This is a genomic window from Streptomyces sp. PH10-H1, from assembly GCF_030063355.1.
Lineage (GTDB): Bacteria > Actinomycetota > Actinomycetes > Streptomycetales > Streptomycetaceae > Actinacidiphila.
In genome coordinates, this window is record NZ_JASISZ010000061.1 from 26,787 (window position 1) to 50,508 (window position 23,722).

Annotated in this window: 20 protein-coding genes, 1 pseudogene and 1 riboswitch; of the genes and pseudogenes, 5 read left to right on the plus strand and 16 right to left on the minus strand. The window is 72.1% G+C overall.

All coding sequences use genetic code 11. The annotated features are described in order from the left end of the window. Positions 1–29: 29 nt before the first annotated feature. The 3 genes and pseudogenes from QMK24_RS29805 to QMK24_RS29825 all read right to left on the minus strand — a co-directional run bounded on the left by QMK24_RS29805 (position 30) and on the right by QMK24_RS29825 (position 4,078). Positions 30–1,439 (minus strand): C39 family peptidase, encoded by a 1,410-nt coding sequence (locus QMK24_RS29805; protein WP_283469928.1) that lies wholly within the window; start codon positions 1,437–1,439, stop codon positions 30–32. A 225-nt stretch (positions 1,440–1,664) separates the two neighbouring features. Next, positions 1,665–2,840 (minus strand): annotated as a pseudogene (locus QMK24_RS41970) (winged helix DNA-binding domain-containing protein). An 80-nt stretch (positions 2,841–2,920) separates the two neighbouring features. After that, on the minus strand, positions 2,921–4,078 hold the full coding sequence (locus QMK24_RS29825) for a M24 family metallopeptidase (RefSeq protein ID WP_283469930.1): 1,158 nt from the start codon (positions 4,076–4,078) through the stop codon (positions 2,921–2,923). Positions 4,079–4,164: 86 nt separating this feature from the next. On the opposite strand from QMK24_RS29825, the gene QMK24_RS29830 reads away from it, so the two are divergent. Both QMK24_RS29830 and QMK24_RS29835 read left to right on the plus strand, forming a co-directional pair. Then, positions 4,165–4,773, plus strand: coding sequence for a uridine kinase family protein (locus QMK24_RS29830; protein WP_283469931.1), 609 nt, complete (start codon positions 4,165–4,167; stop codon positions 4,771–4,773). 450 nt (positions 4,774–5,223) lie between these two features. After that, a complete protein-coding gene (locus QMK24_RS29835) occupies positions 5,224–7,113 on the plus strand; it encodes an AAA family ATPase (protein ID WP_283469932.1) in 1,890 nt (629 codons plus the stop codon). Between the two features lie 58 nt (positions 7,114–7,171). Here the strand turns inward: QMK24_RS29835 and QMK24_RS29840 are convergent, their stop codons facing one another. The 11 genes from QMK24_RS29840 to QMK24_RS29890 all read right to left on the minus strand — a co-directional run bounded on the left by QMK24_RS29840 (position 7,172) and on the right by QMK24_RS29890 (position 17,568). Further along, positions 7,172–8,224, minus strand: coding sequence for a hemolysin family protein (locus tag QMK24_RS29840; protein ID WP_283469933.1), 1,053 nt, complete (start codon positions 8,222–8,224; stop codon positions 7,172–7,174). After that, complete coding sequence (locus QMK24_RS29845) at positions 8,221–9,552, minus strand: hemolysin family protein (RefSeq protein ID WP_283469934.1); 1,332 nt, start codon at positions 9,550–9,552, stop codon at positions 8,221–8,223. The genes QMK24_RS29840 and QMK24_RS29845 overlap by 4 nt, the downstream gene beginning before the upstream one ends. A gap of 177 nt (positions 9,553–9,729) precedes the next feature. Beyond that, positions 9,730–10,293: a PH domain-containing protein gene (locus QMK24_RS29850; RefSeq protein WP_283469935.1), complete on the minus strand. Its 564-nt coding sequence runs from the start codon at positions 10,291–10,293 to the stop codon at positions 9,730–9,732. Further along, positions 10,293–11,150 carry an ATP phosphoribosyltransferase gene (hisG, locus tag QMK24_RS29855; protein ID WP_283469936.1) on the minus strand — a complete coding sequence of 286 codons (858 nt, stop codon included), beginning with the start codon at positions 11,148–11,150 and terminating at the stop codon, positions 10,293–10,295. The genes QMK24_RS29850 and hisG overlap by 1 nt, the downstream gene beginning before the upstream one ends. 83 nt (positions 11,151–11,233) lie before the next feature. Continuing rightward, positions 11,234–11,506 carry a phosphoribosyl-ATP diphosphatase gene (locus tag QMK24_RS29860; RefSeq protein WP_283469937.1) on the minus strand — a complete coding sequence of 91 codons (273 nt, stop codon included), beginning with the start codon at positions 11,504–11,506 and terminating at the stop codon, positions 11,234–11,236. Positions 11,507–11,539: 33 nt separating this feature from the next. After that, positions 11,540–12,025, minus strand: a complete 486-nt coding sequence (gene ribH / locus QMK24_RS29865) for a 6,7-dimethyl-8-ribityllumazine synthase (protein WP_283469939.1) — start codon at positions 12,023–12,025, stop codon at positions 11,540–11,542. Between the two features lie 109 nt (positions 12,026–12,134). Next, complete coding sequence (locus tag QMK24_RS29870; protein WP_283469940.1) at positions 12,135–13,439, minus strand: bifunctional 3,4-dihydroxy-2-butanone-4-phosphate synthase/GTP cyclohydrolase II; 1,305 nt, start codon at positions 13,437–13,439, stop codon at positions 12,135–12,137. Next, positions 13,436–14,092: a nicotinamide mononucleotide transporter family protein gene (locus QMK24_RS29875; protein WP_283469941.1), complete on the minus strand. Its 657-nt coding sequence runs from the start codon at positions 14,090–14,092 to the stop codon at positions 13,436–13,438. Before QMK24_RS29875 ends, QMK24_RS29870 begins: the two co-directional genes overlap by 4 nt. Further along, positions 14,089–14,697 carry a riboflavin synthase gene (locus QMK24_RS29880; protein WP_283469942.1) on the minus strand — a complete coding sequence of 203 codons (609 nt, stop codon included), beginning with the start codon at positions 14,695–14,697 and terminating at the stop codon, positions 14,089–14,091. Before QMK24_RS29880 ends, QMK24_RS29875 begins: the two co-directional genes overlap by 4 nt. A 1-nt stretch (position 14,698) precedes the next feature. Next, positions 14,699–15,781 carry a bifunctional diaminohydroxyphosphoribosylaminopyrimidine deaminase/5-amino-6-(5-phosphoribosylamino)uracil reductase RibD gene (gene ribD / locus QMK24_RS29885; protein WP_502962547.1) on the minus strand — a complete coding sequence of 361 codons (1,083 nt, stop codon included), beginning with the start codon at positions 15,779–15,781 and terminating at the stop codon, positions 14,699–14,701. A 174-nt stretch (positions 15,782–15,955) separates the two neighbouring features. Next, a riboswitch (FMN riboswitch) is annotated at positions 15,956–16,086 on the minus strand. Between the two features lie 186 nt (positions 16,087–16,272). Continuing rightward, entirely contained in the window at positions 16,273–17,568 is a 1,296-nt protein-coding gene (locus tag QMK24_RS29890; protein WP_283469944.1) for an ROK family transcriptional regulator, read from the minus strand. An 85-nt stretch (positions 17,569–17,653) separates the two neighbouring features. On the opposite strand from QMK24_RS29890, the gene QMK24_RS29895 reads away from it, so the two are divergent. Continuing rightward, positions 17,654–18,847 (plus strand): MFS transporter, encoded by a 1,194-nt coding sequence (locus tag QMK24_RS29895; protein ID WP_283469945.1) that lies wholly within the window; start codon positions 17,654–17,656, stop codon positions 18,845–18,847. Positions 18,848–18,856: 9 nt separating this feature from the next. Here QMK24_RS29895 and QMK24_RS29900 read toward each other — a convergent pair whose 3' ends face one another. Then, positions 18,857–20,209: an alginate lyase family protein gene (locus tag QMK24_RS29900; protein WP_283469946.1), complete on the minus strand. Its 1,353-nt coding sequence runs from the start codon at positions 20,207–20,209 to the stop codon at positions 18,857–18,859. Between the two features lie 420 nt (positions 20,210–20,629). Here QMK24_RS29900 and QMK24_RS29905 point away from each other — a divergent pair, with 420 nt between their 5' ends. Further along, positions 20,630–22,087 (plus strand): glycosyltransferase family 2 protein, encoded by a 1,458-nt coding sequence (locus QMK24_RS29905; protein ID WP_283469947.1) that lies wholly within the window; start codon positions 20,630–20,632, stop codon positions 22,085–22,087. A gap of 31 nt (positions 22,088–22,118) precedes the next feature. On the opposite strand, the gene QMK24_RS29910 is transcribed toward QMK24_RS29905, so the two are convergent. Next, positions 22,119–22,970: a helix-turn-helix transcriptional regulator gene (locus tag QMK24_RS29910; RefSeq protein ID WP_283469948.1), complete on the minus strand. Its 852-nt coding sequence runs from the start codon at positions 22,968–22,970 to the stop codon at positions 22,119–22,121. Positions 22,971–23,107: 137 nt separating this feature from the next. Between QMK24_RS29910 and QMK24_RS29915 the strand changes: the two genes are divergently transcribed. Continuing rightward, positions 23,108–23,722, plus strand: a 615-nt coding sequence (locus QMK24_RS29915) for an NAD-dependent epimerase/dehydratase family protein (protein ID WP_283469949.1), incomplete at its 3' end; no start/stop codon positions are given.

Below are 23,722 nucleotides of genomic sequence, written 5' to 3' on the forward strand. Positions count from 1 at the left end.
GGGCACAGGGCCGGTTTTCATGGATCCGCTCAGCAGATGCCCAGGGCGGCCAGTGCGCGGCGCTGCCCGGGGCTCGGGCGTGCGGGCCAGTAGAGGTAGCAGACGCCGCCGGTGCCGCTGCTGACCTTGCCGGAGGCGTTGTAGCGCTTGGTCCGCAGCCAGATCGTCTCGAACTGCGCGCGCTTGTAGACGTTGCGCACGACGTCGTCGCTCGAGCTGGCCGGATCGTTGGCCACGACATCGCCCGCAGCGGTGAAGCCGGCGATGCACATCAAGTGGCCCGAGGTGCCGTATCCGGCCCCGTCGAGTTCGGAGGCGAGGAAGGACTGGGACGTTATCACCGGGATGCCGGCACGGATCAGTCGTTCGATGTCGTTGAGCGAGTGCAGCCGCGTGATGATGCCCTGCAGGTCACGGTAGGTAGCGGCGTAGGCGGCGTTGAACGGCCAGTTGCCGCAGCCCTTGTACTGGTAGTCGTACGTGAAGCGGGCCGCGTGGTCGACCTGGGGGTCGGCGTACGCGGGGTTCACCCAGGCGAGATCCGCGGCGGAGGGCTTGCGGCCCCAATACTCTATGACCATCTGGGACGAGGTCGGGCTGCACCAAGCCTCGCCGCCGTTGTCGTACTCCGGGTACTGGCCCTTGTGGATGTTCTGCGAGTAGCGCGGCACCGGCAGTTCGCTTCCGGCGCCCGCACCGGGGACCGAGGCCGGGACGGTGAAGCGGTCGGGGATGGTGGAGGCCATCGCGCCGAGCCGCCAGAGCGTCGGGGTGAGACGGCTGCCGGGCTTGCTGTAGAGGGTCGCCCGCAGCCGGTACGAGGCGAGCAGCGGTCCGGCCGCCGCGTCGTCGATGGAGAAGGTATCGGTCCAGATGCTGCTCTTCCCGTCCTTCTGGCCGTCGACGGAGGTGCGTTTGATGTCGCCGTCCCCGGAGGCCCAGCGGCCCATGACGTAGGCGGGGGTGGCGGTGCCGTCGGTGTAGGTGCCGAGCAGCTCGACCTGGAGCCAGGTACCGGCCGGGGTGCGGGCGTTCCAGGAGGCGATCAGCTCGCTCGCGGGGTACCGGAGGGTGTGCACCGGGGAGGTCCAGATGGCGGAATCCCAAGTGGAGACGGTGCCCGTGTGCGGGTCGGTGTAGACCAGCGTGCCGGTGGGGTCGTCGATCACCAGGCCGGGCCGCTCCCCCGGCACCGGCCGGGTGCCGTCGCGCGTGCCGCGCCGCCAGTCGGTGTACGACGTCCAGCCCGTGTAGTCCACCGGCGCGGTGTCGGCCGGTGTGCCGTGGGCCGGCGCGCCCGGCCCGGTGGCTCTCTGAGCGCCGGTCCTCCCGGCGGCTCGCGGCGCGGCGACCGCCCCGGTGGCGGGAGCGGCCGCGGTGGCGGCCACCGCGGCGAGCACGGCGGCCAGGACGGTACGCCGCGGAGCAGGTTTGGTCATGGCGGTGTTCCCCTCGCTGTGAACGACGCAGTGTTCCAGCCGCATCGGCAGGTGCGCGACAGGTGCGCGACAGGTGCGCCTTACTATCGCCGCTCCCCCGGCACTTCTGCCAGGGTTTCCGACGCGCGTCACCGGCCAACATTGGATCAGACCACTGACGCTCCGTCGGAAGAACGTCCAGGTCCCGCCTGGGGCCTCTCCTGTCCCCCGGTCGGCGGACAGTCTCTAAGCATGAGCGCCCACCGGCACGTCGCCTATCGTCAACCGGGGTGTCCCTTCGAGGATTTCCCCGATGCGCCCGGCCTGGCCGTCCAGCTCCCCCAGCTGCGGGACGGTGAGCGGTCGCAACGTCTCCACCGTGATGTCGAGTCGCCGGCCGGAGCGGCGCTGGTGCCAGACTCCGGCGACGGTCCCGTCGACGAGCAGCACGGGATGGTTGCCGGCCTGGCCTCCGGGGGTCAGCGCGCGTTCTGCGGCCCGGCCGGGGTAGAGCCGTTCGCGCGGCTGGCAGGCCACCACGTAAGCGTCGAAGTACGGCAGCAGTCGTACGCCCCGGGGCTCGGCGGCCGGGAACACGGTGTCCCCCGCCACCACCCAGGCGGTGGCGCCGTCGAAATCAACCTGCTGGAGCTCCCCGGCCAGGGAGTCGAACAGCTCGGCGGCCCAACGGCCGGGTGCCGCCAGCCACTTCGCGAAGGTCGCGGGCGTGGCCGCCCGTACGCGTACAGATAGGCGCGGACGAGAGCGGCGAGCGCGGGGGGTCCGTCGTCGGGCCGCAGCGCCGGCAGCCAGCGGCGGGGGCTGGTGTATGTGACCTTGCGGCCCCGGTTGGGGCCGAAGCACAGCGCGCCCCGTATCCCCGCCGTCGCCAGGGCCTGGCGCCAGCGCGGCCACATCCCCTGGAAGGCGGGCATGACGAGGTCCCCGGCCCAGGGCCCGGTCCTGGGCCGGGGACCTCCTCGCTCAGCTCGTCGATGGTCAGTTCCGCGTCCGCGAGCGCCTCATCGACGGCCCCGATGACCTCCTCGGTCTGCGCTGACGTCAACCGCACGTCCTGGGGGAAGGCGTTCCGTTCGCCGGGGACCGCGGACAGCGCACCGGTCCACATCGGCAGATCGCCGGCGGCAGCGGATGAACGGTGCCGCGCGGACCGAAGGTCTTGACCAGACTGCGCCCGGTCCACAGCGCGTCCCTGATGTCGCCCCGTGTACCACCATCGATCCGCAGCCCGATGGACAGCTCGGCGGCGGACAGCACTTGGGCGTGCGCGCCGCACATGGCACCGGCGATCCCGGCAGGCCCCGCGTCCTTCGAGGGGGCGGCCAGCGCCTGCCGCTCCAGCCGGCGGGCGCTGGCCTCGGCCCAGGTCACCCGCGGAAGTTGTGTCGGCAGTCGGTGCATCGGACGGATCTCCTTCGGTTGCCACCAGCCCCGATCGCGAATCCGGCGACGAGTACGCGAAAGCCGCGCACCGCGCCGCGCTATCCCGGCAGGACCACGAGGTCACGGCCCGTCAGGTTCAGCCGCTCGCCGCCGTCCGCGGTGCATACCGCGATGTCCTCGATACGGGCGCCGAACCGGTCGGGGAGGTAGATGCCGGGTTCGATCGAGAAGGCCATGCCCGGCTCCAGCGGGCGGTCACTGCCCGACACGATGTACGGCTCCTCGTGGGTTTCCAGGCCGATGCCGTGTCCGGTGCGGTGGATGAAGTGCTCGCCGTAGCCGGCGTCGGCGATGATGTCGCGTCCGACCGCGTCCAGCGCCTCGGCGGTGATCCCGGGTCGCACGGCCTCGACCTGGGCGTGCTGGGCGCGCTGCAGCACGTCGTACAGCTCCCGGAAGTCCGGGTGCGGCTCTCCGACGGCGTAGGTGCGGGTCGAGTCGGAGCAGTAGCCGTCCTCGGTGGTGCCGCCGATGTCGACGACGACGGGATCGCCGGTGCGGATGACCCGGTCGGAGACCTCGTGGTGCGGGCTCGCGCTGTTGGGTCCTGAGCCGACGATGACGAAGTCGACGGTCGTGTGGCCCGCGGCGATGATGGCGTCCGCGATGTCGCGGGCGACCTCGCGCTCGGTGCGGCCGGGCCGCAGCCACTCCCCGATCCTGCGGTGCACCCGGTCGATCGCGGCCCCGGCCCTGCGCAGCGCCGTCACCTCGGCCGGGCTCTTGCGGATCCGCAGCTCCTGCAGCACCTCTCCGGCCAGCACGGCCTGCACCCGTGGCAGCGCGGCGGTGAAGGCGAGCAGCTTCTCGGCCCACATGTGGTTGTCGACGGCGATCCGGCCGGTGTCGCGCGGCAGCCTGCCGGCGATCAGCTCATAGACGTTGTCGGTCTCGGCGAAGCCGGTGACGCCGATACCGAGCGCGCCGACGGGTGAGGCCAGCGCGGCCGGCTTCTCCAAGGCGGGGACGACGAGGAATGCCTCCCCGTCGGCGGGCACCACCAGGCAGGTGAGGCGCTCCATCGGCACCGCGTGATAGCCGGTGAGATAGCGCAGATCGGCGCCCGGCGAGATCAGCAGGGCGTCGAGACCCGCTTCGGCGGCGGCCTTGCGGGCGAGTTCGAGCCGCTCGGCCGGATACAGCCCGGCGGAGGAGACGGAAGCACTGGCAGCGGAGCTGGCGGAGGAGTCGGTCACGTGTCTCACCGTAGACGCTCCTGGCACGCCGCGGAGGGCACCTGGCAGGACACGTCCTGCCGCGGACGCGCCGTATCCTGGGCCCGATGGATGATCACGCCGCCCCCGTCCCCCGCGACCCGCTCGCGTGGTTCGCCGCGCATCTGCGCGGGCTGCCGCCGTCGTGCGGCCCGGTGCGGGTCGTCGCGGTGGACGGGCACGCCGGCTCGGGCAAGACCACGTTCGCCGCCCGGCTGGCCGGCGCGCTCGGCGGGGCGCCCGTCGTCCACCTGGACGATCTGGCCACCCATGACGAACTGTTCGCGTGGACCGGGCGGCTGCAGGCACAGGTCCTGGAGCCGCTGACGGCCGGCCGGGCGGCCCGGCATCGCGTCTACGACTGGACGGCCCGGCGCTTCGAGGGCGTACGCGAGGTGCCGCCGGCGCCCGTCGTCCTGCTGGAGGGCGTCGGCAGCGGACGCCGGGAGCTGCGGCCGCTGCTGTCCCATCTGCTGTGGCTCGAAGTGCCCCGCGATAGGGCCAGAAGCCGCGGGCAGCTGCGGGACGGGCCGGGGATGGACGCGTTCTGGGACTCCTGGATGCGGGCGCAGGACGCGCACTTCGCGTTGGATCCCTCACAGCCGTTCGCCGATCACGTGGTGCTGCAGCGACCAGGGGGATATGAGGTGCTCCCGGGGCTCGGGAGTCGGGCCTGAACGCCTCATTCCCTCACGGAAAGTGACCGGCTGCCGTCGGTGCGCTGCCACTTCCGGACGACCCCGAGGGAGCGCTCGGGAGCGGCTTGACCCGGGGGGTGTGCAGGAATTACGTTCTCAATACGCGGTCAGTGCGGACCGCGCCCATGATCCGAAACCCCCGGTCGTTCCCCCGTGACCGGGGGTTTCGCTGTGCCCCGGCCGACCCATCGGCCCCTCGCGCACCATTTCCCTCACCCACCGTCACCACGTGCAGCCCGTGCGTCGAAGGGCGCACCCCCGTGGACAGCGCCGCACTGCCCTACGGTGCGCCGGTCATCGCAGGTACGATGCGAACGGGGTGCGGTCGCAGGTGGGGGCACGGCCCTCCTGCACCAACTCCCGTCCCGGTCCTCAGGGTTGGGACGGAGTACAGCAGCAAGCCGCGGGGGAACGGTTGGTGGGGACCTGATGGACTTCGGCACAGATCGCCCGGGCGCCCCCGCCGGCCTCGCCTGGCTGCGCGCCGTCGACGCCTACACAGTGGGGGCGTACGCACAGGCCGAGGAGGAGTTCCGGGCGGCGGTCCGGCTCGATCCGGGCATGGCGGACGCCTGGCTGGGCCTGCACGCGCTGCGCGCGGACACCTCGACCGCGCTGCTGCAGATGTACCGCCACCGGGACCGGTTCGGCGAGGAGCGCAGGGCGCACCGCCGTTCGATCAACTCCTGGTACTGGCTCGGCTGGTGGGTGCAGCCGGTGCTGGAGTCCGACCGCGATCTGCTGCTCGCCCACGCCTCGCACTGGCTGGACGGCCGGCATGTCGCCGAACTCGACCGCGCGCTGGCCGAATGCCCTCCGGTGGACGCCGACCGGCAGGTCCGTTTCCTCCACGCCTGCCGGGCCTATCTGGTCAAGGACTGGGAGCAGCTGGTCCGCAATACCGAGCCGCTGCTGGGCGATCCGGTGCTCGGCATCGAGGCGGGCCTGTTCGGCGGGATGGCCCGTGTCCGGCTGGAGCTGTGCGGGCAGGCGGAGCCGCTGCTGGCCGCCGCGCTCATGCGCTGCCGCAGCGAGCAGCCGCAGCGCAAGGAGCTGCGCTACTGGCTGGCCCGTGCCTACGAGGGGACGGGCCGCACCGCGGCGGCGCTGCCGCTGTACCGGGCCGTGCACCGGGTGGATCCCTCCTTCATGGACACCGCCGCCCGGCTGGCGGCGATCAACGAGTCGGACGGCCTCGACGAGGGCGCCGATCTGGCGGCCGTCTCGCTGGCCGGGCTCGGCCAGGCCTCCCCCGACGTCCTGGACAGCCCGGACTCCGCCCTGCTGACCGGCGAGCCGCTGGACGGCCGCGGACCCGGAACCGAGCTCGACGAGCCCGCGCTGACCCTCGGCCCGCCCGACGACGACGTACGGGAGAAGGCCGCCGTCCCGTCCATGGCCCTGCCGCCGCAGCCGGCGATGGCCGCGCCCGACCCGCTGCTTCTGGGCCAGGCACTCGCCGAACTCGACCGCATGGTCGGCCTGGAACCGGTGAAACGGCAGGTACGGGCGCTCTCCGCGCAGCTGCGGATGGCCCGGCTGCGGGCAAGCCAGGGGCTGCCCGTGCAGCCCCCCAAGCGCCACTTCGTGTTCTCCGGCCCCTCCGGCACCGGCAAGACCACCGTGGCCCGGATACTCGGCCGGGTCTTCTACGCGCTGGGGCTGCTCGGCGGCGATCATCTCGTCGAGGCCCAGCGGTCCGACCTGGTGGGCGAGTTCCTCGGCCAGACCGCGGTCAAGGCCAATGAGCTGATCGACTCCGCGCTCGGCGGGGTGCTCTTCGTGGACGAGGCGTACGCCCTGTCCAACTCCGGCTACTCCAAGGGCGACGCCTACGGCGACGAGGCGCTCCAGGTGCTCCTCAAGCGCGCCGAGGACAACCGCGACCGCCTGGTGGTGATCCTCGCCGGCTACCCCGAGGGCATGGACCGGCTGCTGGCCGTGAACCCCGGGCTCAGCTCCCGTTTCACCACCCGGGTCGACTTCCCCAGCTACCGCCCCCTGGAGCTGACCCGGATCGGCGAGGTCCTCGCCGCCGACAACGGCGACCACTGGGACGAGGAGGCCCTGGAGGAACTGCGGGCCATCAGCGCCCATGTCGTCGACCAGGGCTGGATAGACGAGCTGGGCAACGGCCGGCTGCTGCGCACCCTGTATGAGAAGAGCTGCGCCTACCGCGATCTGCGGCTGTCGGACTACCCCGGCGCGCCCAGCCGCGACGATCTGTCCACCCTGCGGCTCCCCGACCTGATGCAGGCGTACGGCGAGGTGCTGTCCGGACGCGGCCCGGGGGTGCCGCCGGGCGAACCGGCCGAGTAGCCGTCCCCGGCCGGCCGGCTCCGGCGGTTCATCAAGCCCGGCGGTTCAGGCCCGAGGTTCAGGCCCGTCCGGCGATCGTCGGCAGGGCGCGGTGCGCCGGGTCGCGGACCTCCCCGACGAGCATCTCCAGGACGTCCTCCAGGGCGACCAGCCCGATCGGGTGCCCGTCGGCGTCCGCCACGGCCGCGAGGTGGGACGCCGCCCGCCGCATCTGGGTCAGCGCGTCGTCCAGCGGCAGGTCCGCGCGCAGCGTCGCCATCGGGCGCCAGAGCCGCTGCGGCACCGGACGGCCCCCGTCCTCCACGTCGAGTACGTCCTTGACGTGCAGATAGCCCAGGTAGGCGCCGTCGGGGCCGACGACGGGGAACCGTGAGTACCCGGTGTGCACGGTCAGTTCCTCGACCTGGCGCGGGGTCACCGACGGGTCCACCGCGATCAGCTCGGCGGGGCGCAGCAGCACCTCGGTGACCGGGCGGGTGCCCAGTTCCAGGGCGTCCTCGAGACGTTCCTGCTCGTCGTGGTCGAGCAGCCCGGCCCGCCGGGCGTCCTCGACGAGGACGGTCAGCTCCTCGCTGGTGAAGACCGAGTCGACCTCGTCCTTCGGCTCGACCCGGAACAGCTTCAGGATCAGCCGCGCGCAGCTGCCCAGCACCGTGATCACCGGCCGGAACACCCGGGCGAAGGCCACGAGTCCGGGGCTGAGCCACAGTGCGGTCTTCTCCGGGGCGGCCATCGCCAGGTTCTTCGGCACCATCTCGCCGATCACCAGGTGCAGGAAGACCACCACCGCGAGCGCCAGAACGTACCCGACGGGGTGAACGAGTCCCCCGGGCATCCGGACGGCCTCGAAGACCGGTTCCAGCAGATGCGCGATGGTCGGCTCGGCGACCGCGCCCAGGGTGAGCGAGCACACGGTGATGCCGAACTGGGCGGCCGCCATCATGCGCGGCAGGTTCTCCAGCCCGTACAGGACGGTACGGGCCCGCCGGTGCTCCGCGGCGAGGGGTTCGATCTGGCTGCGGCGCACCGAGACCAGCGCGAACTCCGCGCCGACGAAGAAGCCGTTGGCGAGCACCAGCAGGACGGCGAACAGCAGTTGGAGGACGCTCACCGGGCCGCCTCCTGGTCGTCGGCGGTACCGGTGCGCACGATCCGCACCCGTTCCGCCCGGTGGTGGGAGACGTCCCGCACCCGCAGCTCCCAGCCGGGCAGCTGCGCGGTGTCACCGGGTTCCGGGATGCGTGCCAGCAGGTCGGCGACAAGGCCGGCGACCGTTTCGTACGGGCCCTCCGGGGCCTGCAGCCCGATCCGGGCGAGGATGTCGACCCGGCAGCCGCCGTCGGCGTCCCAGGCCGGCAGGCCGTCCTCGGCGGGCGCCTGCGCCAGTTCCGGCAGGTCCGCGGCGTCGTGCTCGTCGCGCACCTCGCCGACGAGTTCCTCCACGATGTCCTCCAGGGTCACCACGCCGGCCGTGCCGCCGTACTCGTCGACGACCACGGCGATCGGCTGCTGGCTGCGCAGCAGCTGCAGCAGCTGCCGCCCCGCCAGCGTCTCCGGGACCAGCAGCGGCGAGACCGCTATCCGGCCCACCGGGGTGCGGTCGCGCAGATGGGCGGAGACGGCGAGGGCGTCCTTGAGGTGCACCATGCCGATGATGTCGTCGAGGCGCTCGCGGTAGACGGGGAAGCGCGACAGGCCGGTGGCCCGGGTGAGGTTGAGGACGTCGGTGGCGGTGGCGGTGTCCTCCAGCGCGCTGACCCGTACCCGTGGCGTCATCACGTTCGCCGCCGTCAGGTCGCCGAGCGACAGGGTGCGCACGAACAGGTCGGCGGTGTCCTGCTCCAGGGTGCCGGCCTGCGCCGAGTGCCGGGCGAGCGAGACCAGTTCGCTGGGGGTGCGGGCCGAGGCCAGCTCGTCGGCGGGCTCGACGCCGAGCATCCGCACCAGGCGGTTGGCGGCCCGGTTGAGCACCTCGATGACGGGCCGGAAGACCGTCGAGAACACCCGCTGCGGTCCGGCCACGAACCGGGCCACCTGCAGGGGGCGGGAGACCGCCCAGTTCTTGGGGACGAGCTCGCCGACGACCATCTGCACGGCCGAGGCGAGCATCATGCCGACGACGACGCCGACCCCGGGGGCCGCGCCCTCCGGCAGGCCCGCGGAGGTGAGCGGGCCGGTGAGCAGCTGGGCCAGCGCGGGCTCGGCGAGCATGCCGACCACCAGCGAGGTGATCGTGATGCCGAGCTGGGTGCCCGAGAGCTGGAAGGACAGCTTCCGCAGCGCGGCCACGACGCTCCGGGCCCGGCGGTCGCCCTCGGCGGCGGCGCGTTCCGCGGCCGGCCGGTCGACGGTCACCAGGCCGAACTCGGCCGCGACGAAGAAGCCGTTCGCGAGGATCAGGACGAATGCCGCACACAGCAGCAACCAGGAGGTGCTCATGCCGCCGCTCCGGGAATTCCGGGAACTCCGTGGGAGGGAGGGGCGGCGCAGGTACTACCAGACGATTTGGACATCGTCGTTTGGGTGTCACTCCTTGGGTCGGTGGGGCCCCGCGGGCAGCCTCGGAAAGCACTGCCCGACTCCAGAGTAATCAAGAGCGGGGCTCGGTCGGCAGGCCTATCGCGCGCCGGGCTGCCCCGTACCACGGGCTTCGGCGAGCGCCCGCAACTGGCGGGCGGCGCGGACCGCCTGGTTCCGGCCGCCGCCGGGCTGGATGCCCATGGCGGCAAGGCTGGTGCCGTCGGTGAGGTCGAGATACACCCAGGGGTCACCGGACCGCAGATTGACCTTGACGACCTCGGCCCACTGCAGACGGCGCGTGCCGACCAGGTTGACGACGGTGATCCCGTCGGCGTCCGCGACCACCTTGAGCCGGCTGAGCCGCGCCAGTACGGCGAAGATCAGCACTCCGGTGACGATCATGGTGGCCCGGTCGCCCGGGCCCCAAGGCGCCGCCCCGTCGCTGGGCATCATCACGGCGATCACCGTGAGCACGGCGAGCAGGCCCGTCCCTACCGAGAGCAGCACCGCCCGGGTGCGGACCGGCCGGAAGGTGACGGGGAGCTCGGGCAGGGCGGTGGGACCGGACGGGCCCGGGTCTGAGGGGCCGGGGTCGGACGGGCCCGGCTCTGACGGTCCGGCACCGTCGGGATCGCCGGCGGGGCCGGGTTTGCCGGACATCACAGGCGGGCGGCGTGGATGCCGGTCGTGAGGATCGCGCGGGCGCCGAGCTCGTACAGCTCGTCCATGATCCGCTGGGCGTCGCGGCTGGGGACCATCGCGCGGACGGCCACCCAGCCCTCGTGGTGCAGCGGCGAGACGGTGGGCGACTCCAGGCCGGGGGTGAGGGCCACGGCCCGCTCGACCTGCTCCACGCGGATGTCGTAGTCCATCATCACGTAGCGTCGCGCGACCAGGACGCCCTGCAGCCGGCGGAGGAACTGGGCGACCTGCGCGCCGTCGGGGTCCTCGCCGTCCGCGCCGGTGCGGCGGATGACGACGGCCTCGGACTCCATGATCGGCTCGCCGAAGACCTCGAGACCCGCGTTGCGCAGCGAGGTCCCGGTCTCCACGACATCCGCGATGACCTGGGCGACCCCCAGCTGGATCGCGGTCTCGACGGCGCCGTCCAGGTGCACGACGGAGGCGGCGATGCCGTGGTCGGCGAGGTGCTTCTCGACGACGCCCTCGTAGGAGGTGGCGACCGTCATGCCCCCGAGGTCCTTCACCGACTCCGCCGTGCCGGGCTCGGCGGCGTAGCGGAAGGTGGAGCGGGCGAAGCCGAGCTGCAGGATCTCCTCGGCGTCCGCACCCGAGTCCAGCAGCAGGTCCCGGCCGGTGATGCCGATGTCGAGCCGGCCGGAACTGACGTAGATCGCGATGTCGCGCGGCCGCAGATAGAAGAACTCCACCTGGTTGTCGGCGTCGACGAGGACGAGCTCCTTGGACTCCTTGCGCTGCCGGTAGCCGGCCTCATGGAGGATCGCCGACGCAGGCCCGGAGAGTGAACCCTTGTTCGGAACGGCGATGCGCAGCATGAGGACAGCTTCCTTTGCGTTTCGGGGTGTTCGGGGTGCGGGGTGTTCGGGATGCGGGGCGGAACGGCGGTGCGGGTGACGGCTCAGAGATGAGCGTAGACGTCGTCCAGGGAGATCCCGCGGGCGACCATCATCACCTGCAGGTGGTACAGCAACTGGGAGATCTCCTCAGCGGTGCGGTCGGCGCCCTCGTACTCGGCTGCCATCCACACCTCGGCGGCCTCTTCGACCACCTTCTTGCCGATCGCGTGCACGCCGTTGCCCACCAGTTCGGCGGTGCGGGAGGTGCTGGGGTCGCCGGTGGCGGCCTTGTGCTGGAGCTCGGAGAAGAGCTCCTCGAATGTCTTCTTGGCCATGGTGCTCACACCCTACGCGGAAGTGCCGTCCGCTCAGCGCCAGGGTTCGGATACTGAACGCAGGATGGTCGCGGTGGCCACGGCGGCGGTGACCGCTTCGTGCCCCTTGTCCTCGTTCGACCCGGGCAGACCGGCCCGGTCCAGCGCCTGCTCCTCGGTGTCACAGGTCAGTACGCCGAAGCCGATGGGCACCCCGGTGTCCACGGTGACCTGGGTGAGGCCGGCCGTGACGCCCTGGCTGACGTACTCGAAGTGCGGGGTGCCGCCGCGGATGATCACGCCGAGGGCGACGATCGCGTCGTAGCCGCGGCCGGCCAGCACCTTGGCGACGACCGGCAGCTCGAAGCTGCCGGGCACCCGCAGGACGGTCGGCTCGTCGATGCCCAGCTCGGCCAGCGCGCGCAGCGCGCCGTCGACCAGGCCGTCCATGACCTGAACGTGCCACTGGGCCGCGATCACTGCCACGCGCAGGTCACCGCAGTTCTTCACGGTCAGCTCGGGGGCGCCCTTACCGCTCACGTCTCTCCTCAGTTCCGGTGTTCGTCGTACGAGATGCCTCGTACGGTGCTCGTCGTTCGTCGTGCGGGGGTCGTACGGGGGGGTGCGTCGTGCAGGGGTGCGTCGTCGGCTACTGGTTGCCGCAGGCGCTGGTCACGACCGGGTCGAGCCACGGCAGGTCGTGGCCCATCCGGTCCCGCTTGGTGCGCAGATACCGCAGATTGTGCTCCCCGGCCGCGATCGCCATCGGCTCCCGGCCGATGACACGCAGGCCGTGCCGGGTCAGCGCGTCGACCTTCTCCGGATTGTTCGTCAGCAGCCGCACCGACCGCACACCGAGGTCGGTGAGCATCTGCGCGGCGGCGCCGTAGTCGCGGGCGTCGGCGGGCAGGCCCAGTTCCAGGTTCGCGTCGAGGGTGTCGCGGCCGCGTTCCTGGAGCTCGTACGCGCGCAGCTTCGACAGCAGGCCGATGCCGCGGCCCTCGTGGCCCCGCAGATAGAGGACGACGCCCCGGCCCTCGGATGCCACTCTTTCGAGCGATGCCTGGAGCTGCGGTCCGCAGTCGCACCGCTGCGACCCGAAGACGTCTCCGGTGAGGCATTCGGAGTGCACCCGCACCAGAACGTTCTCGCCGTCGGCGAGCGCGCCCGCCGCGTCCAGGTCCCCGGCGATGAGCGCGATGTGCTCGATGCCGTCGGTGGTGCTGCGGTAGCCGTACGCCCGGAAGTCGCCGAAGGCGGTGGGCAGCCCGGTCGCGGCCTCGCGGCGCACGGTGGGCTCGGACGCGCGGCGGTACGCGATCAGGTCCTCGATCGAGATGATCGACAGACCGTGCTTGCGGGCGAACGGCACCAGCTCGGGGAGCCGGGCCATGGTGCCGTCCTCACGGGCGATCTCCACGATGGCCGCGGCCGGGCGCAGCCCCGCCAGCCGCGCCAGATCGACTCCGGCCTCGGTGTGGCCGTTGCGGACCAAGACGCCGCCGGGGCGGGCGCGCAGCGGGAAGACATGGCCGGGGCGCACGAAGTCGCCCGCGACCGAGGAGGGGTCGGCGAGCATCCGGATGGTGGTGGCCCGGTCGGCGGCGGAGATGCCGGTGGTGACGCCGTGCGCGGCGCTCGCGTCGACCGAGACGGTGAACGCGGTCTTCATCGACTCGGTGTTGGCGTCGACCATCTGCGGCAGTTCCAGCCGGTCGAGCTCCGGGACCTCCATCGGTACGCAGATCAGTCCGCGACACTCGGTCATCATGAAGGCCACGAGCTCGGGGGTGGCCTTCTCCGCGGCGATGATGAGATCGCCCTCGTTCTCACGGTCCTCGTCGTCGACCACGACGACGGGACGGCCGGCAGCGATATCGGCGATGGCGCGCTCGACCGGGTCGAGGGCGAGATCACCGTCGTCGGCGGCGTACCAGGTCTGCAGCGCGGTCATGCTGTTGCTCCATCCGGGACGGTTCCGCTCGGCGCCCTGTCCGTCCGGGTCTGCAGCCACCAGGCGCGCATACCGAAGACGACCAGCACGAAGTAGATGACATAGACCAGGCCGGAGAAGGCCAGGCCGTTGTTGAAGGCGAGCGGGACGCCGACCACGTCGACAGCGAGCCAGGCGAACCAGAACTCCACCCAGCCGCGGGCCTGGGCGACCATCGCGGTCAGCGTGCCGACGAATATGTACGCGTCGGGCCACGGGTCCCAGGACAGCTTCGGATAGGCGGTGAAGAGCATGGCCAGGGCGACGGTGCCCGCGGCGGTGCCGGCCACCAGCCAGGCCCGCTCCGCCCAGCCGGCGAACCGGATGGCCAGATCGCCGCTCGTGCCCCGGCCGCGCCGCCACTGGGTCCAGCCCCACACCGCGACCGTGACGACGACGACCTGCTTGCCGATGCCGCCGCTGAGGTGGGCGGACGCATAGGCCGCGACCAGCACGAGGCCGGAGAGCAGCTGCACGGGCCAGGTCAGCAGGGAGCGGCGCCAGCCGAGCGCCAGGGCTCCCAGGCCGAGCAGGTTCCCGGCCATGTCCGACCACATGATGTGCTGGTCGAACACGGTGAACGCCTCGCTGTTGAGCCAGCCGAGGGCACTCATGCCGTGGTCTCCGTCCGGTTCGCGCCGAGCAGCCGCTCGACGTACTTGGCGAGTACGTCCACCTCGAGATTCACCGGGTCGCCGGGCTGCTTGAAGCCGAGCGTGGTGAGGGCGAGGGTGGTCGGGATGAGGCTGATCGTGAAGTAGTCGGGGCCCGCGTCGACGACGGTAAGGCTGATGCCGTCGACCGTGATCGAGCCCTTCTCGACGACGTAGCGGGTCAGGTCGGCCGGGAGGGAGACCTTGACGATCTCCCAGTGCTCGGCCGGCTTGCGCTCGACGATGGTGCCGGTGCCGTCCACATGGCCCTGGACGAGGTGGCCGCCGAGGCGTCCGCCGAGTGCCATCGGGCGCTCCAGGTTGACCCGGGAGCCGGCGGCCAGCACGCCGAGGCTGGAGCGGCTGAGCGTCTCGGCCATCACATCGGCGGTGAACTCACCGTCCCCGAAGTCCACGACGGTCAGACACACGCCGTTGACGGCGATCGAGTCGCCGTGCTTGGCGCCTTCGGTGACCACGGGGCCGCGGACGCGGAAGCGGGAGGCATCAGCCAGCTCCTCTACTGCGGTGATCTCGCCCAGTTCTTCGACGATTCCGGTGAACACTTCAGTTCTCCTCGGCGTGGGGATAATCGGCGTGGGGATAAGCGGTGATGCGCAGGTCGGGCCCGATGCGGACCGTCTCGGTCACATCGAGCCGCAACGCTTGCGTGATGGTGGTGATTCCGGCGTCGGCCAGTGCGGCGGGTCCGGCGCCGAGCAGGACGGGGGCGAGATAGCCCACGACCTTGTCGACGGCGCCGGCGGCCACGAAGGCCCCGGCCAGGGTCGGGCCGCCCTCCAGCAGCACCGAGCGGACACCGCGCTCGTACAGGGCGGCGAGCAGGGCGGGGATGTCCAGCCCGGGACCCGCGGCGGCACGGGGCACCCGGACGGTCTCGGCGAGGCCGTCCAGATGCGCGGTGCCGGCGTCCGGGGCGACGGCGATCAGGGTGGGCGCGGCGCCGTCCAGCACCCGCGCGCCGGGCTTGACGGTCGCCGCGGTGTCGACGAGGACCCGTAGCGGCTGGGTGGCGCCGTCCTGGCCGCGCACCGCGAGGTGCGGGTCGTCGGCGCGCAGGGTGCCGGAGCCGGCCACGACGGCGTCCGCCTCGGCGCGCAGCCGGTGGACGTCGGCGCGCGACTCCGCGGAACTGATCCAGCGGCTGGTGCCGTCGGAGGCGGCGATCCGGCCGTCGAGAGTGGCGGCGTACTTCCACACCACGAAGGGACGGCGGCGGGCGAGGGAGGTGAGCCACACCTCGTTGCCGCGTTCGGCCTCGGCGGCGAGCAGCCCGCCCGTGACGTCGATCCCGGCGGCGCGCAGGGTGCCCGCGCCGCCGGTGGCGTCGGGGTCCGGGTCGGCCACCGCGTAGACGACGCGGGCGATTCCGGCCTCGATGAGGGCCTGGGAGCAGGGGCCGGTACGGCCGGTGTGGTTGCAGGGTTCGAGGGTGACCAGTGCGGTGCCGCCCCTGGCCAGGTCGCCTGCCGCGCGCAGGGCGTGGACCTCGGCGTGCGGGCCGCCGGCGCGCTGGTGCCAGCCCTCGCCGACGGTGCGGCCTCCGGCGTCCAGGATGACGCAGCCGACGACCGGGTTGGGGCTGGTGGAGCCGAGACCGCGGGCGGCGAGCGCAATGGCTCGGCGCATCGCCGTGCTGTCGGCCGGAATTGCTGTGGCCACCGGGTCCTCCTGCCTCTTCGGGCACGGACTCCGGGGCTGTCACGAAGACAGGAACGGACAACTGCACCAAGAGACGCCGAGGCCGGGAAACGGTTCGCCCGAAGGACGAGCCGACAGCAGCGGCGCACCGGTGATTGCCCGCCGCGCACTGCCTCCCATCCGGACTTTCACCGTCGGTCCAGGAATTTCACCTGGTCAACCGGCCGCTGGAGGCGGACGGGTCGCGGACTGTAACCGCCGGTTCGGAATTACACCGACCCCGGAGTGCGCAAACGTCACTGATACAGGCTCCAGTCTGCCACGTCTGATCACAGCACCGGTAGAGAGGTGACTGTGGCCTGGCTCACGCGGGGTTGCGCATGATGTCAAGGGGGCCTTGACCTCCCGAGCAGGGGGCCGGCCGGGACCGGGCGGTCCGGGTGCCCTCGACCGGCCGGGTACGGGCGGTCCGGGTGCGCTCAGGGCGCGGGAGCGAACAGGACCTCCTGCGCGGCGTCCATGGCGGACAGCACCGCACCGCGCAGCACCGCGCTGCCGGCGACGGTCCCCGCCCGGACGTCGGTGCTCAGCGGTGACATCAAGGAGAGCCGGTCGGCGACCCTGCCGGCCAGCGCCTCGCCGCCCGCCCGGCCGACCTCGCCGGCCAGCACCACGCAGCCGGGGTCGAGTACCGCGCAGACCGCCGCGGCCCCGATGGCGATCCGGTCCGCGAGCGCGTCAAGGAACGCCTCGCTGCGCTCCCCCGGCCCGGGCCCGCGCGCCCAGCGGACGGCGGCCTCGGCCGTGGCGGCACCGTCGCCGGTGTTGTCTGCGCCGCCAGTGCCGTCCGTGCCGTTGATGCCGTCCGTGCCGTTGATGCCGTCGGCGCCGTCGGCGCCCGGAAAGCCGTGCTGTCGCGCCAGCGCGCAGACGGCGGCGGAGCCGGCCAGGGAGTGGAACCCGCCGTCGCAGTCGCTCACCGAGGGGAGCCGCGGCGTGCCGGGCACCGGCAGGAAGCCGATCTCGCCCGTGCCGCCCGAGGCGCCGCGCCGCAACTGTCCGTCGAGGACGACGGCCGCCCCGACGCCCGCGCCGAGCCAGAGCAGAACGAAGGTGTGCTGGTCACGGGCGGCGCCGGCGCGCTGCTCGGCGATCGCGGCCAGGTTGCACTCGTTCTCCAGCAGGACCGGGATCCCGAGCCGTCCGCGCACCTCGGTGACGAGGTCGCCGTGCCAGGCGGGCAGCGCGCCGGTGGCGCGGAGCTGCCCGGTGGCGGGGTCGACGAGCCCGGGAGCGCCGAAGGCGACGGTGTGCAGGGATTTGGCACCCGCCTGGCGCGCGGTGCGTTCCAGCAGGGCGATCCCGCGCCGCGTCACCTGGTCCGGGGCGTCGGACGGGCCGACGGGCATGGCCGCGGAGCCGACGGTGCGGCCGAGCAGATCGGCGACGGTGATGCCGATGCCGTAAGTGCGGACGTCCACCCCGGCGATGTACGCGCGGTCGGCGACGATGGCGTAGAGCCGGGCATTGGGGCCGCGGCGATCCTCCCCCGAGGTGCCGACGACCTGGATCAGGCCGGAGTCCTGGAGGCGTTCGACGAGGTCGGCGACGCTGGGCCGGGACAGGCCCGTGAGGGATTTCAACTGGGCTGCGGTCAGCGGCCCTTCGCTCTGCAGGAGCCCCAGCGCGAGGCGGTCGTTGATGACACGGGCCGTGCGCGGCGACGCGGTGGGGCCGGGGGGCGTGGGACCGGTGTGGGCGCGGGTGGCGGTCATGCCGGGATCCTTCCAGACACGGGGTACCGGGACGGCATCCGGAAAGCCATTTCTATCAGGCAGGCTTCCTGATAGCTTACGCGCCATGACGAGCGCAGCGATGCAGAAGACCGAACCGGGGCTCCGCCGGGCCCATGTGGCCATCGCGGCGGTCTTCGCCGTCCATGGCTCGGTCACCGGGAACTTCGCCACCCGTATCCCCTGGATCAAGGATCAGCTGGATCTCAGCGCAGGACAGCTCGGACTCGCCCTGGTCTTCCCCGCGCTCGGCGCGTCGCTGGCGATGCCGCTGGCCGGCCGCATCATGCACCGCTTCGGCTCGCGCGCCGCGCTGCGCGGCCTGCTGGCCCTGTGGTGCGCGGCGCTGGCCCTGCCCGCCGCGGCGCCCGGCCTGCCCTGGCTGTGCTTCGCGCTCTTGCTCTTCGGCGCCTCGGCCGGGATGGCCGATGTGGCGATGAACGCCCTGGGCGTCGACGTCGAACAGCGCAAGGGAAACTCGATCATGTCGGGGCTGCACGGCATGTGGAGCGCGGGCACCCTGGCAGGCTCGGCGATCGGCGTGGCAGCCGCGCATGCGAACGTCGACGCCCGGCTGCATCTGGCGGTGGTGGCCCTGGTGCTGATCCCGCTCGGTTTCGCCGCCTGCGCGGGCGCCCCCGACCTCCGTCCCGAACTGGAGGCGGAGGCGCCGCCGCGCTTCTCCCTGCCGCCGCGCGCCGCCCTGATCATCGGGGCGATAGGTTTCTGCGCGGTCTTCGCGGAGGGCGCGAGCATGGACTGGTGCGCGGTCTATCTCCGCGATGTCACCGGGGCCTCGGCCGGCGTCGCCGCCGCCAGTTACACGGCCTTCGCCTGCACCATGGCCGCGACCCGGCTCGCCGGGGACGCGGTGGTACGACGGCTCGGCCCGGTGCGGACCGTGCGGGCCGGCGGCGTACTCGCCGTCCTGGGCGGACTGCTGGTGGTCGCCGCCGACGCGCAGCCACTGGCCATCACCGGTTTCGCGCTGCTCGGTGTGGGCATCGCGGTGGTGGTCCCGCTGTGCTTCGCCGCGGCCGGGCACGCCGGTCCGGTGCCCAGCCAGGCGATCGCGGGCGTCGCGACCGTGACGTACACCTCGGGTCTCGTCGCGCCGGCCGCCATCGGGGCGATCGCCAACGCCAGTTCCCTGACGGTGTCGTTCGGACTCGTGACGCTGCTCGCGGCGGGACTGGTGGTGGGCGCGGGGGTGCTGCGCCCGGCCGCCGGGCGGGCGCGGTCCGGCCCGCCCGGCGTATGAGCGTCCCGCTCAGCCGGTGATCGAGTCCAGCTGCTCGGCCGCCGGGCGCAGCGCCCACAGGTCGCCGCCGGGCGGGGCTTCCAGGGCCGGTACCGCCGCGCGGGCCCTGGCGTCCCCGGCGTCGGCGGCGGCATGGACGATGTCACTCGCCGCGTAGGCGTGGAAGTCCAGTTCCGGGTGCGGCCAGGGGGACTCGCCGGTCGCGGCGGGCAGCAGATAGTCGACCGCCTCGAACAGCCCCGCGCCACCGGGTCCCTTGTGGGCCCACAGATCGACGCCGACGTGGCGGCCGATCGCGGCGAGCCGGGTGAACGCCACCAGGTTGAAGGTGGAGTAGTGCCAGCTGCGGGTGCGGGAGATCTCACCGGGCTGGCCGCCGTCGGCCGCGATCTGCGCGTCGATCCGCCCGGCGCGGGCATTGAGCACGGTCTTCCTGGCGAGATCCGCGTGGCCGGTGGCCAGTTGGAGCGCGGACAGCTGCATGTCGAAGAAGGTGCCGTGGTTGTTCGACGCCGCTGCCTCCTCCTTGCCGAAGCCGCCGCCGAGCCAGCCGCGGAAGCCGTCGTACCAGGCGAGCATTCCGCCGTGGTCGCTCGTGGACCAGCCGGGGGCTCCCGTGTCGAGGATCGCGGTGGCGTCGAGGACGCTGGTGAAGCCCTGGGAGAAGTCGATGATGCCGATCGCCCGGCCGTCGTACTTGCAGGGGATGATCTGCGCGTGGTCCAGGTTCGGGTTCATCCGGGTCGCCGGATCGGTGAACCAGGTACGCAGGATCTCGGCCGCGTGCCGTGAGTAGGCCGGGTCGCCGGTATAGTACCAGGCGAGGCTGAGGGTGTAGGCGGACGCGAACACCTCCCCGCGCTCCTCGTGGTCGGTGAGCGCGTCGACCTCGGGATTGCGCCGGCCGTCCTTCTGCACGTACGGGCAGCCCATCGGGTTGTCCGCAGTCTTCGGCTTGCTCGCCCACCAGTACGGGGCCTGGCTGAGGTAGTCGTGCTTGTCCCCGCCGGGCGGTGTGCGGTCCTTGGCGGTGACGGTCCACGGGCCCTTGGCCAGCCAGCCGTCTGCCTGCGCCTTCAGCGCGGCGACGGCGCGGAGCACGGCGGGGTCGCCGTTCGACAGACGCGCTTTGGCCTGCCGCAGCTGCTCGCCGTCCAGGACTACAGTCTTTGGGGCTTTCGGGGCTTTCGGGGCCTTCGGGGCCTTGGCGGCCTTCGGTGGCTTCGGGGCACTCCGGGCGTTCGTCCGCGTCGGCGTGTGCACCGGCGCGGCGGACACCGGTGACGCCATCGGCACGAGCAGGGCGGCGAGTCCGGCCGCGCCGGCGAGCAGCGCTCCCCAGCCTGTACGTCTTCCGCTCATCAAGCTCCAATCACGTACATGAATAGTGTTCAGGATGACGACCGTGTGAGCGTAGGACACCTGCTTACGCCCTGACAACGCTTCACGCACGATTCACGGACCCATGGACCCGGCGTGAGCGAGTCCGAGATCCGGTGACCCCTTTGGCCTCAGCGGTATCGCACTCGGTACGATCGTGATCACCGGCGGATATCGTGCACTACGGGCGCCGGCACTGGCGTGATCACCGAACGGCCGTTCGGTGATTGATCATCCGGGTCTCCTGGAATGATCCGATCAGCGCACATATCATCGGCCCGACGGGGATCCGCGCGCCCGGCCATTGCGCTATATTTCCCCTCCTCGGTGCCCGGCGGACGACTCCCCCATCGGATCGCCATTCCCCCCACGCTTACCGCGGCCATTACCAAGGAGGCGACCATGACCGAGAAATGGGTCAGCGTCATCATCCCGGTCTACAACGCTGTCGATTATCTTAATGAATGCCTGGAATCCATCGTCGGTCAGACCATTGGATTCGACCGCATCGAGGTCGTGGCCGTCGATGACGGCTCCACGGACGGCAGCGGCGAGCTGCTAGACACCTGGGCGGCGCAACACCCCAATATCCGGATCATCCACCAGGAGAACTCCGGCGCTCCCGGCGGTCCGCGCAACCGTGGCCTGGAGGTCGCCACCGGCGAGTTCCTCTTCTTCGCGGACCCGGACGACTATCTGGGCACGGAAGCGCTGGAGCGCATGCTCGCGGCGGCCCGCCGCGATGATTCCGATGTCGTACTCGGACGCGCCCGCGGAGTCGGCCGCTCCGCCGCGGAGGGACCGTTCCGCCACAATGTCGAACGGGGCGACATCTACAGCACCAAAGCGGTATGGAGTCTGACGGCCCATAAGATGTTCCGCCGCTCGCTGGTGACCGACAACGGATTGCGCTTCGCGGAGGGCGTGCGGCTGGGCGAGGAACAGATCTTCGTCGTCCCCGCCTATTTCGCCGCCAAGGCCATCTCCGTCGTCGCGGACTACGACTGCTACTACCTCGTGCTGCGCGAGGGGTTCCCGCATCTCACCCAGCAGGGACCCGACCCCGAGGTCTTCTACTCCAATATCCGCAAGGTCCTGGAAAAGGTGATCGAGAACACCGAGCCCGGCGCCCGGCGCAACAGCCTGCTGCTGCGCTGGGGCCAGGTGGAAATTCTCGGAAAATTCGGCCGCAACTTCCCGCGCTGGCCCGAGAACCAGCAGAAGGCCTATGTCCGGCTGGCCGGCGAACTCCTCGCGGACTTCATCCCGGAGGAGGTCCTCGCCCCGCTCTCCCCCCTCGACCAGGCCCGGGGCCGGCTGCTGCGCCTCGGTCTGCTGGACGAGCTGGTGGCGCTCGCCCGGTTCGAGCAGTCCGACTGGGCGGACCTCACCGATGTGGCCTGGCTGCCCGACAACCGGCGCTTCACGGCCGCCCTGCGCACCCGGCTGCGGGCCTCCAGCCGCCCGGCGGAACTGGAGCACCACTTCGTGCTCCAGCGGGTGAGCGACGGATACGAAGTCGTCGTGCCCACCGGAAGACCGGGCGGGGACGAGACCGCGCTCACCTTCCAGACCGTCGTCGATGTGCGCCGGCTCGGCACCGAGGTCCGCCGGCCGGGATCGTGGAAAATACTGCTGCGCCTGTCGTACGGCGAGCGGAACGAGGACTTCCCGGTCCGCTTCCCCGGCACGCGGCTTCCGGCGGGGGCGGCGGGACGTAAGACGTTCGTCTCCGGCGCGCGGCCGATGCTGGTCTGGATCTCCCGCGACCCGGAGAGCGCCGCGGAGCTGATCGTCACCAACTGGCGCGGCCTCGCCGGAGCCCTCAAACGCAGGATCCGCAAGCGCCTGACCCAGTAGGCCGGGCGGAGACCGACGGGGGCGGGCTCGGTCAGCCGCGGCCGCTCGGTGTGAGGTCCTGCAGACCGACCACCCGCAGCAGCCGCAGCCGCTCGTAGGAATCGCTGCCGGGCCGCGCCGAGTACACGATCAGCCGCTGGTCGTGCTCGGCGCTCAGCAGCACCTCGCAGTCCAGTTCCAGCAGTCCCACCACGGGATGCTGGAACCGCTTGACCGCGGAGCGCCGGACCGCCACCTCGTGGGCGTCCCACAGCCGGGCGAACTCCTCGCTGGACGCGCGCAGTTCCGCCACCAGGGCGGCCGGCCGCGGATCGGCCGGCCGGGCCGCCAGCACGGCCCGCAGATTCGCCACCTGGCTGCGGGCGAGCCCGGCCCGGTCCTCGGCCGGGAACAGTTCGCGCGCCGCCGGGTCGGTGAACATCCGGCGGACGATGTTGCGCTGCTCCGGCGGGCCGGAGAAGACATCGCCGACCAGCGCGGCGGCCATCGTGTTCTGCGCGAGTACGTCGCCGAAGTCGCTCATCACCTGCGCGGGGGTGTCGTGCAGCCGGTCCAGGACCAGCAGCAGCGCGGGCCGGACGTGTCCCGAAGCGGCGTGGTCGCGCGGTGGCTCCTCTCCCGCCAGATGGAACAGATGATCGCGCTCGTCGTCCGTCAGCCGCAGCGCACGGGCCAGCGCGGCCAGCATCTGCCGGGACGGCCGCGGACCGCGGGCCTGCTCCAGGCGCGCGTAGTAGTCGACGGACATCCCCGCCAGCTGTGCGACCTCCTCACGGCGCAGACCGGGAGTGCGGCGTCGGGCACCCTCGGCGAGCCCCACATCGGCGGGACTGAGGCGCTCGCGGCCGCGGCGCAGGAAGTCGGCGAGTTCGGTTCTGTCCACACCTCCAGCATGCGGCCGCGGCCGGGCCGTATCCAGGGACTGCTGGTCCCTGGATCGACGGGTCTCTCCCGCCGCACGCCGACCGGCACCACGCTGAGGACACAGCGGAACACGACCTGATGAATGAAGGGCACGACATGCTGACTTTGGTGACAGGCGCGACGGGCGAGGTCGGACGGCGGTTCGTCCCGCGGCTGCTGCAGTGGACGGCGCCGGGCGACGGCGTAAGGGTGCTGGTCCGGGACGAGGCGCGCGGCGTGGCGGCCGCCCGGCTCGGGGCGCAGGTGGCGGTCGGCGAGCTGCGCGACCCGGAAGCGGTACGCAAGGCACTGGCCGGGGTGGACGCGGTGGTGAACATCGCCGCGGCGTTCCGGGGCGTGCCCGACGAGGAGGCGTGGACGGTCAACCGCGACGCGGCAGTGGACCTGGGCCGGGCCGCGGTCGAGGCGGGCGCCGGCCGGTTCGTCCAGGTCAGCACGAACCTGGTGTACGGCGCCGGGCGCGGGCGCCCCGCGGTGGAGGACGACGAGCCGCTGCCCGACACCGCGATGTGGGGCGCATACCCCGCCTCGAAGGCCGAGGCCGAGCGCGGTCTCCTGGAACTGCACCGTGAGCACGGGCTCGATGTGCGGATCGGCCGGCTCGCCTTCGTCTACGGGGAGGGTGACGCACACCTGGCGCAGTCCCTGCGGTGGGCAGGCGGCTGGGCCGGGCACAAGCGGCTGCCGATGGTGCACCACGCGGATGTCGCC

Coding starts and splice junctions, on each gene's coding strand:
- QMK24_RS29805 (WP_283469928.1), bottom strand. CDS start 1,439: ATGACCAAACCTGCTCCGCGGCGTACCGTCCTGGCCGCCGTGCTCGCC.
- ribD (WP_502962547.1), bottom strand. CDS start 15,781: ATGCGCCGAGCCATTGCGCTCGCCGCCCGCGGTCTCGGCTCCACCAGC.
- QMK24_RS29905 (WP_283469947.1), top strand. CDS start 20,630: ATGACCGAGAAATGGGTCAGCGTCATCATCCCGGTCTACAACGCTGTC.
- QMK24_RS29895 (WP_283469945.1), top strand. CDS start 17,654: ATGACGAGCGCAGCGATGCAGAAGACCGAACCGGGGCTCCGCCGGGCC.
- QMK24_RS29850 (WP_283469935.1), bottom strand. CDS start 10,293: ATGTCCGGCAAACCCGGCCCCGCCGGCGATCCCGACGGTGCCGGACCG.
- QMK24_RS29890 (WP_283469944.1), bottom strand. CDS start 17,568: ATGACCGCCACCCGCGCCCACACCGGTCCCACGCCCCCCGGCCCCACC.
- QMK24_RS29845 (WP_283469934.1), bottom strand. CDS start 9,552: ATGAGCACCTCCTGGTTGCTGCTGTGTGCGGCATTCGTCCTGATCCTC.
- QMK24_RS29830 (WP_283469931.1), top strand. CDS start 4,165: ATGGATGATCACGCCGCCCCCGTCCCCCGCGACCCGCTCGCGTGGTTC.
- hisG (WP_283469936.1), bottom strand. CDS start 11,150: ATGCTGCGCATCGCCGTTCCGAACAAGGGTTCACTCTCCGGGCCTGCG.
- QMK24_RS29860 (WP_283469937.1), bottom strand. CDS start 11,506: ATGGCCAAGAAGACATTCGAGGAGCTCTTCTCCGAGCTCCAGCACAAG.
- QMK24_RS29835 (WP_283469932.1), top strand. CDS start 5,224: ATGGACTTCGGCACAGATCGCCCGGGCGCCCCCGCCGGCCTCGCCTGG.
- QMK24_RS29875 (WP_283469941.1), bottom strand. CDS start 14,092: ATGAGTGCCCTCGGCTGGCTCAACAGCGAGGCGTTCACCGTGTTCGAC.
- QMK24_RS29870 (WP_283469940.1), bottom strand. CDS start 13,439: ATGACCGCGCTGCAGACCTGGTACGCCGCCGACGACGGTGATCTCGCC.
- QMK24_RS29900 (WP_283469946.1), bottom strand. CDS start 20,209: ATGAGCGGAAGACGTACAGGCTGGGGAGCGCTGCTCGCCGGCGCGGCC.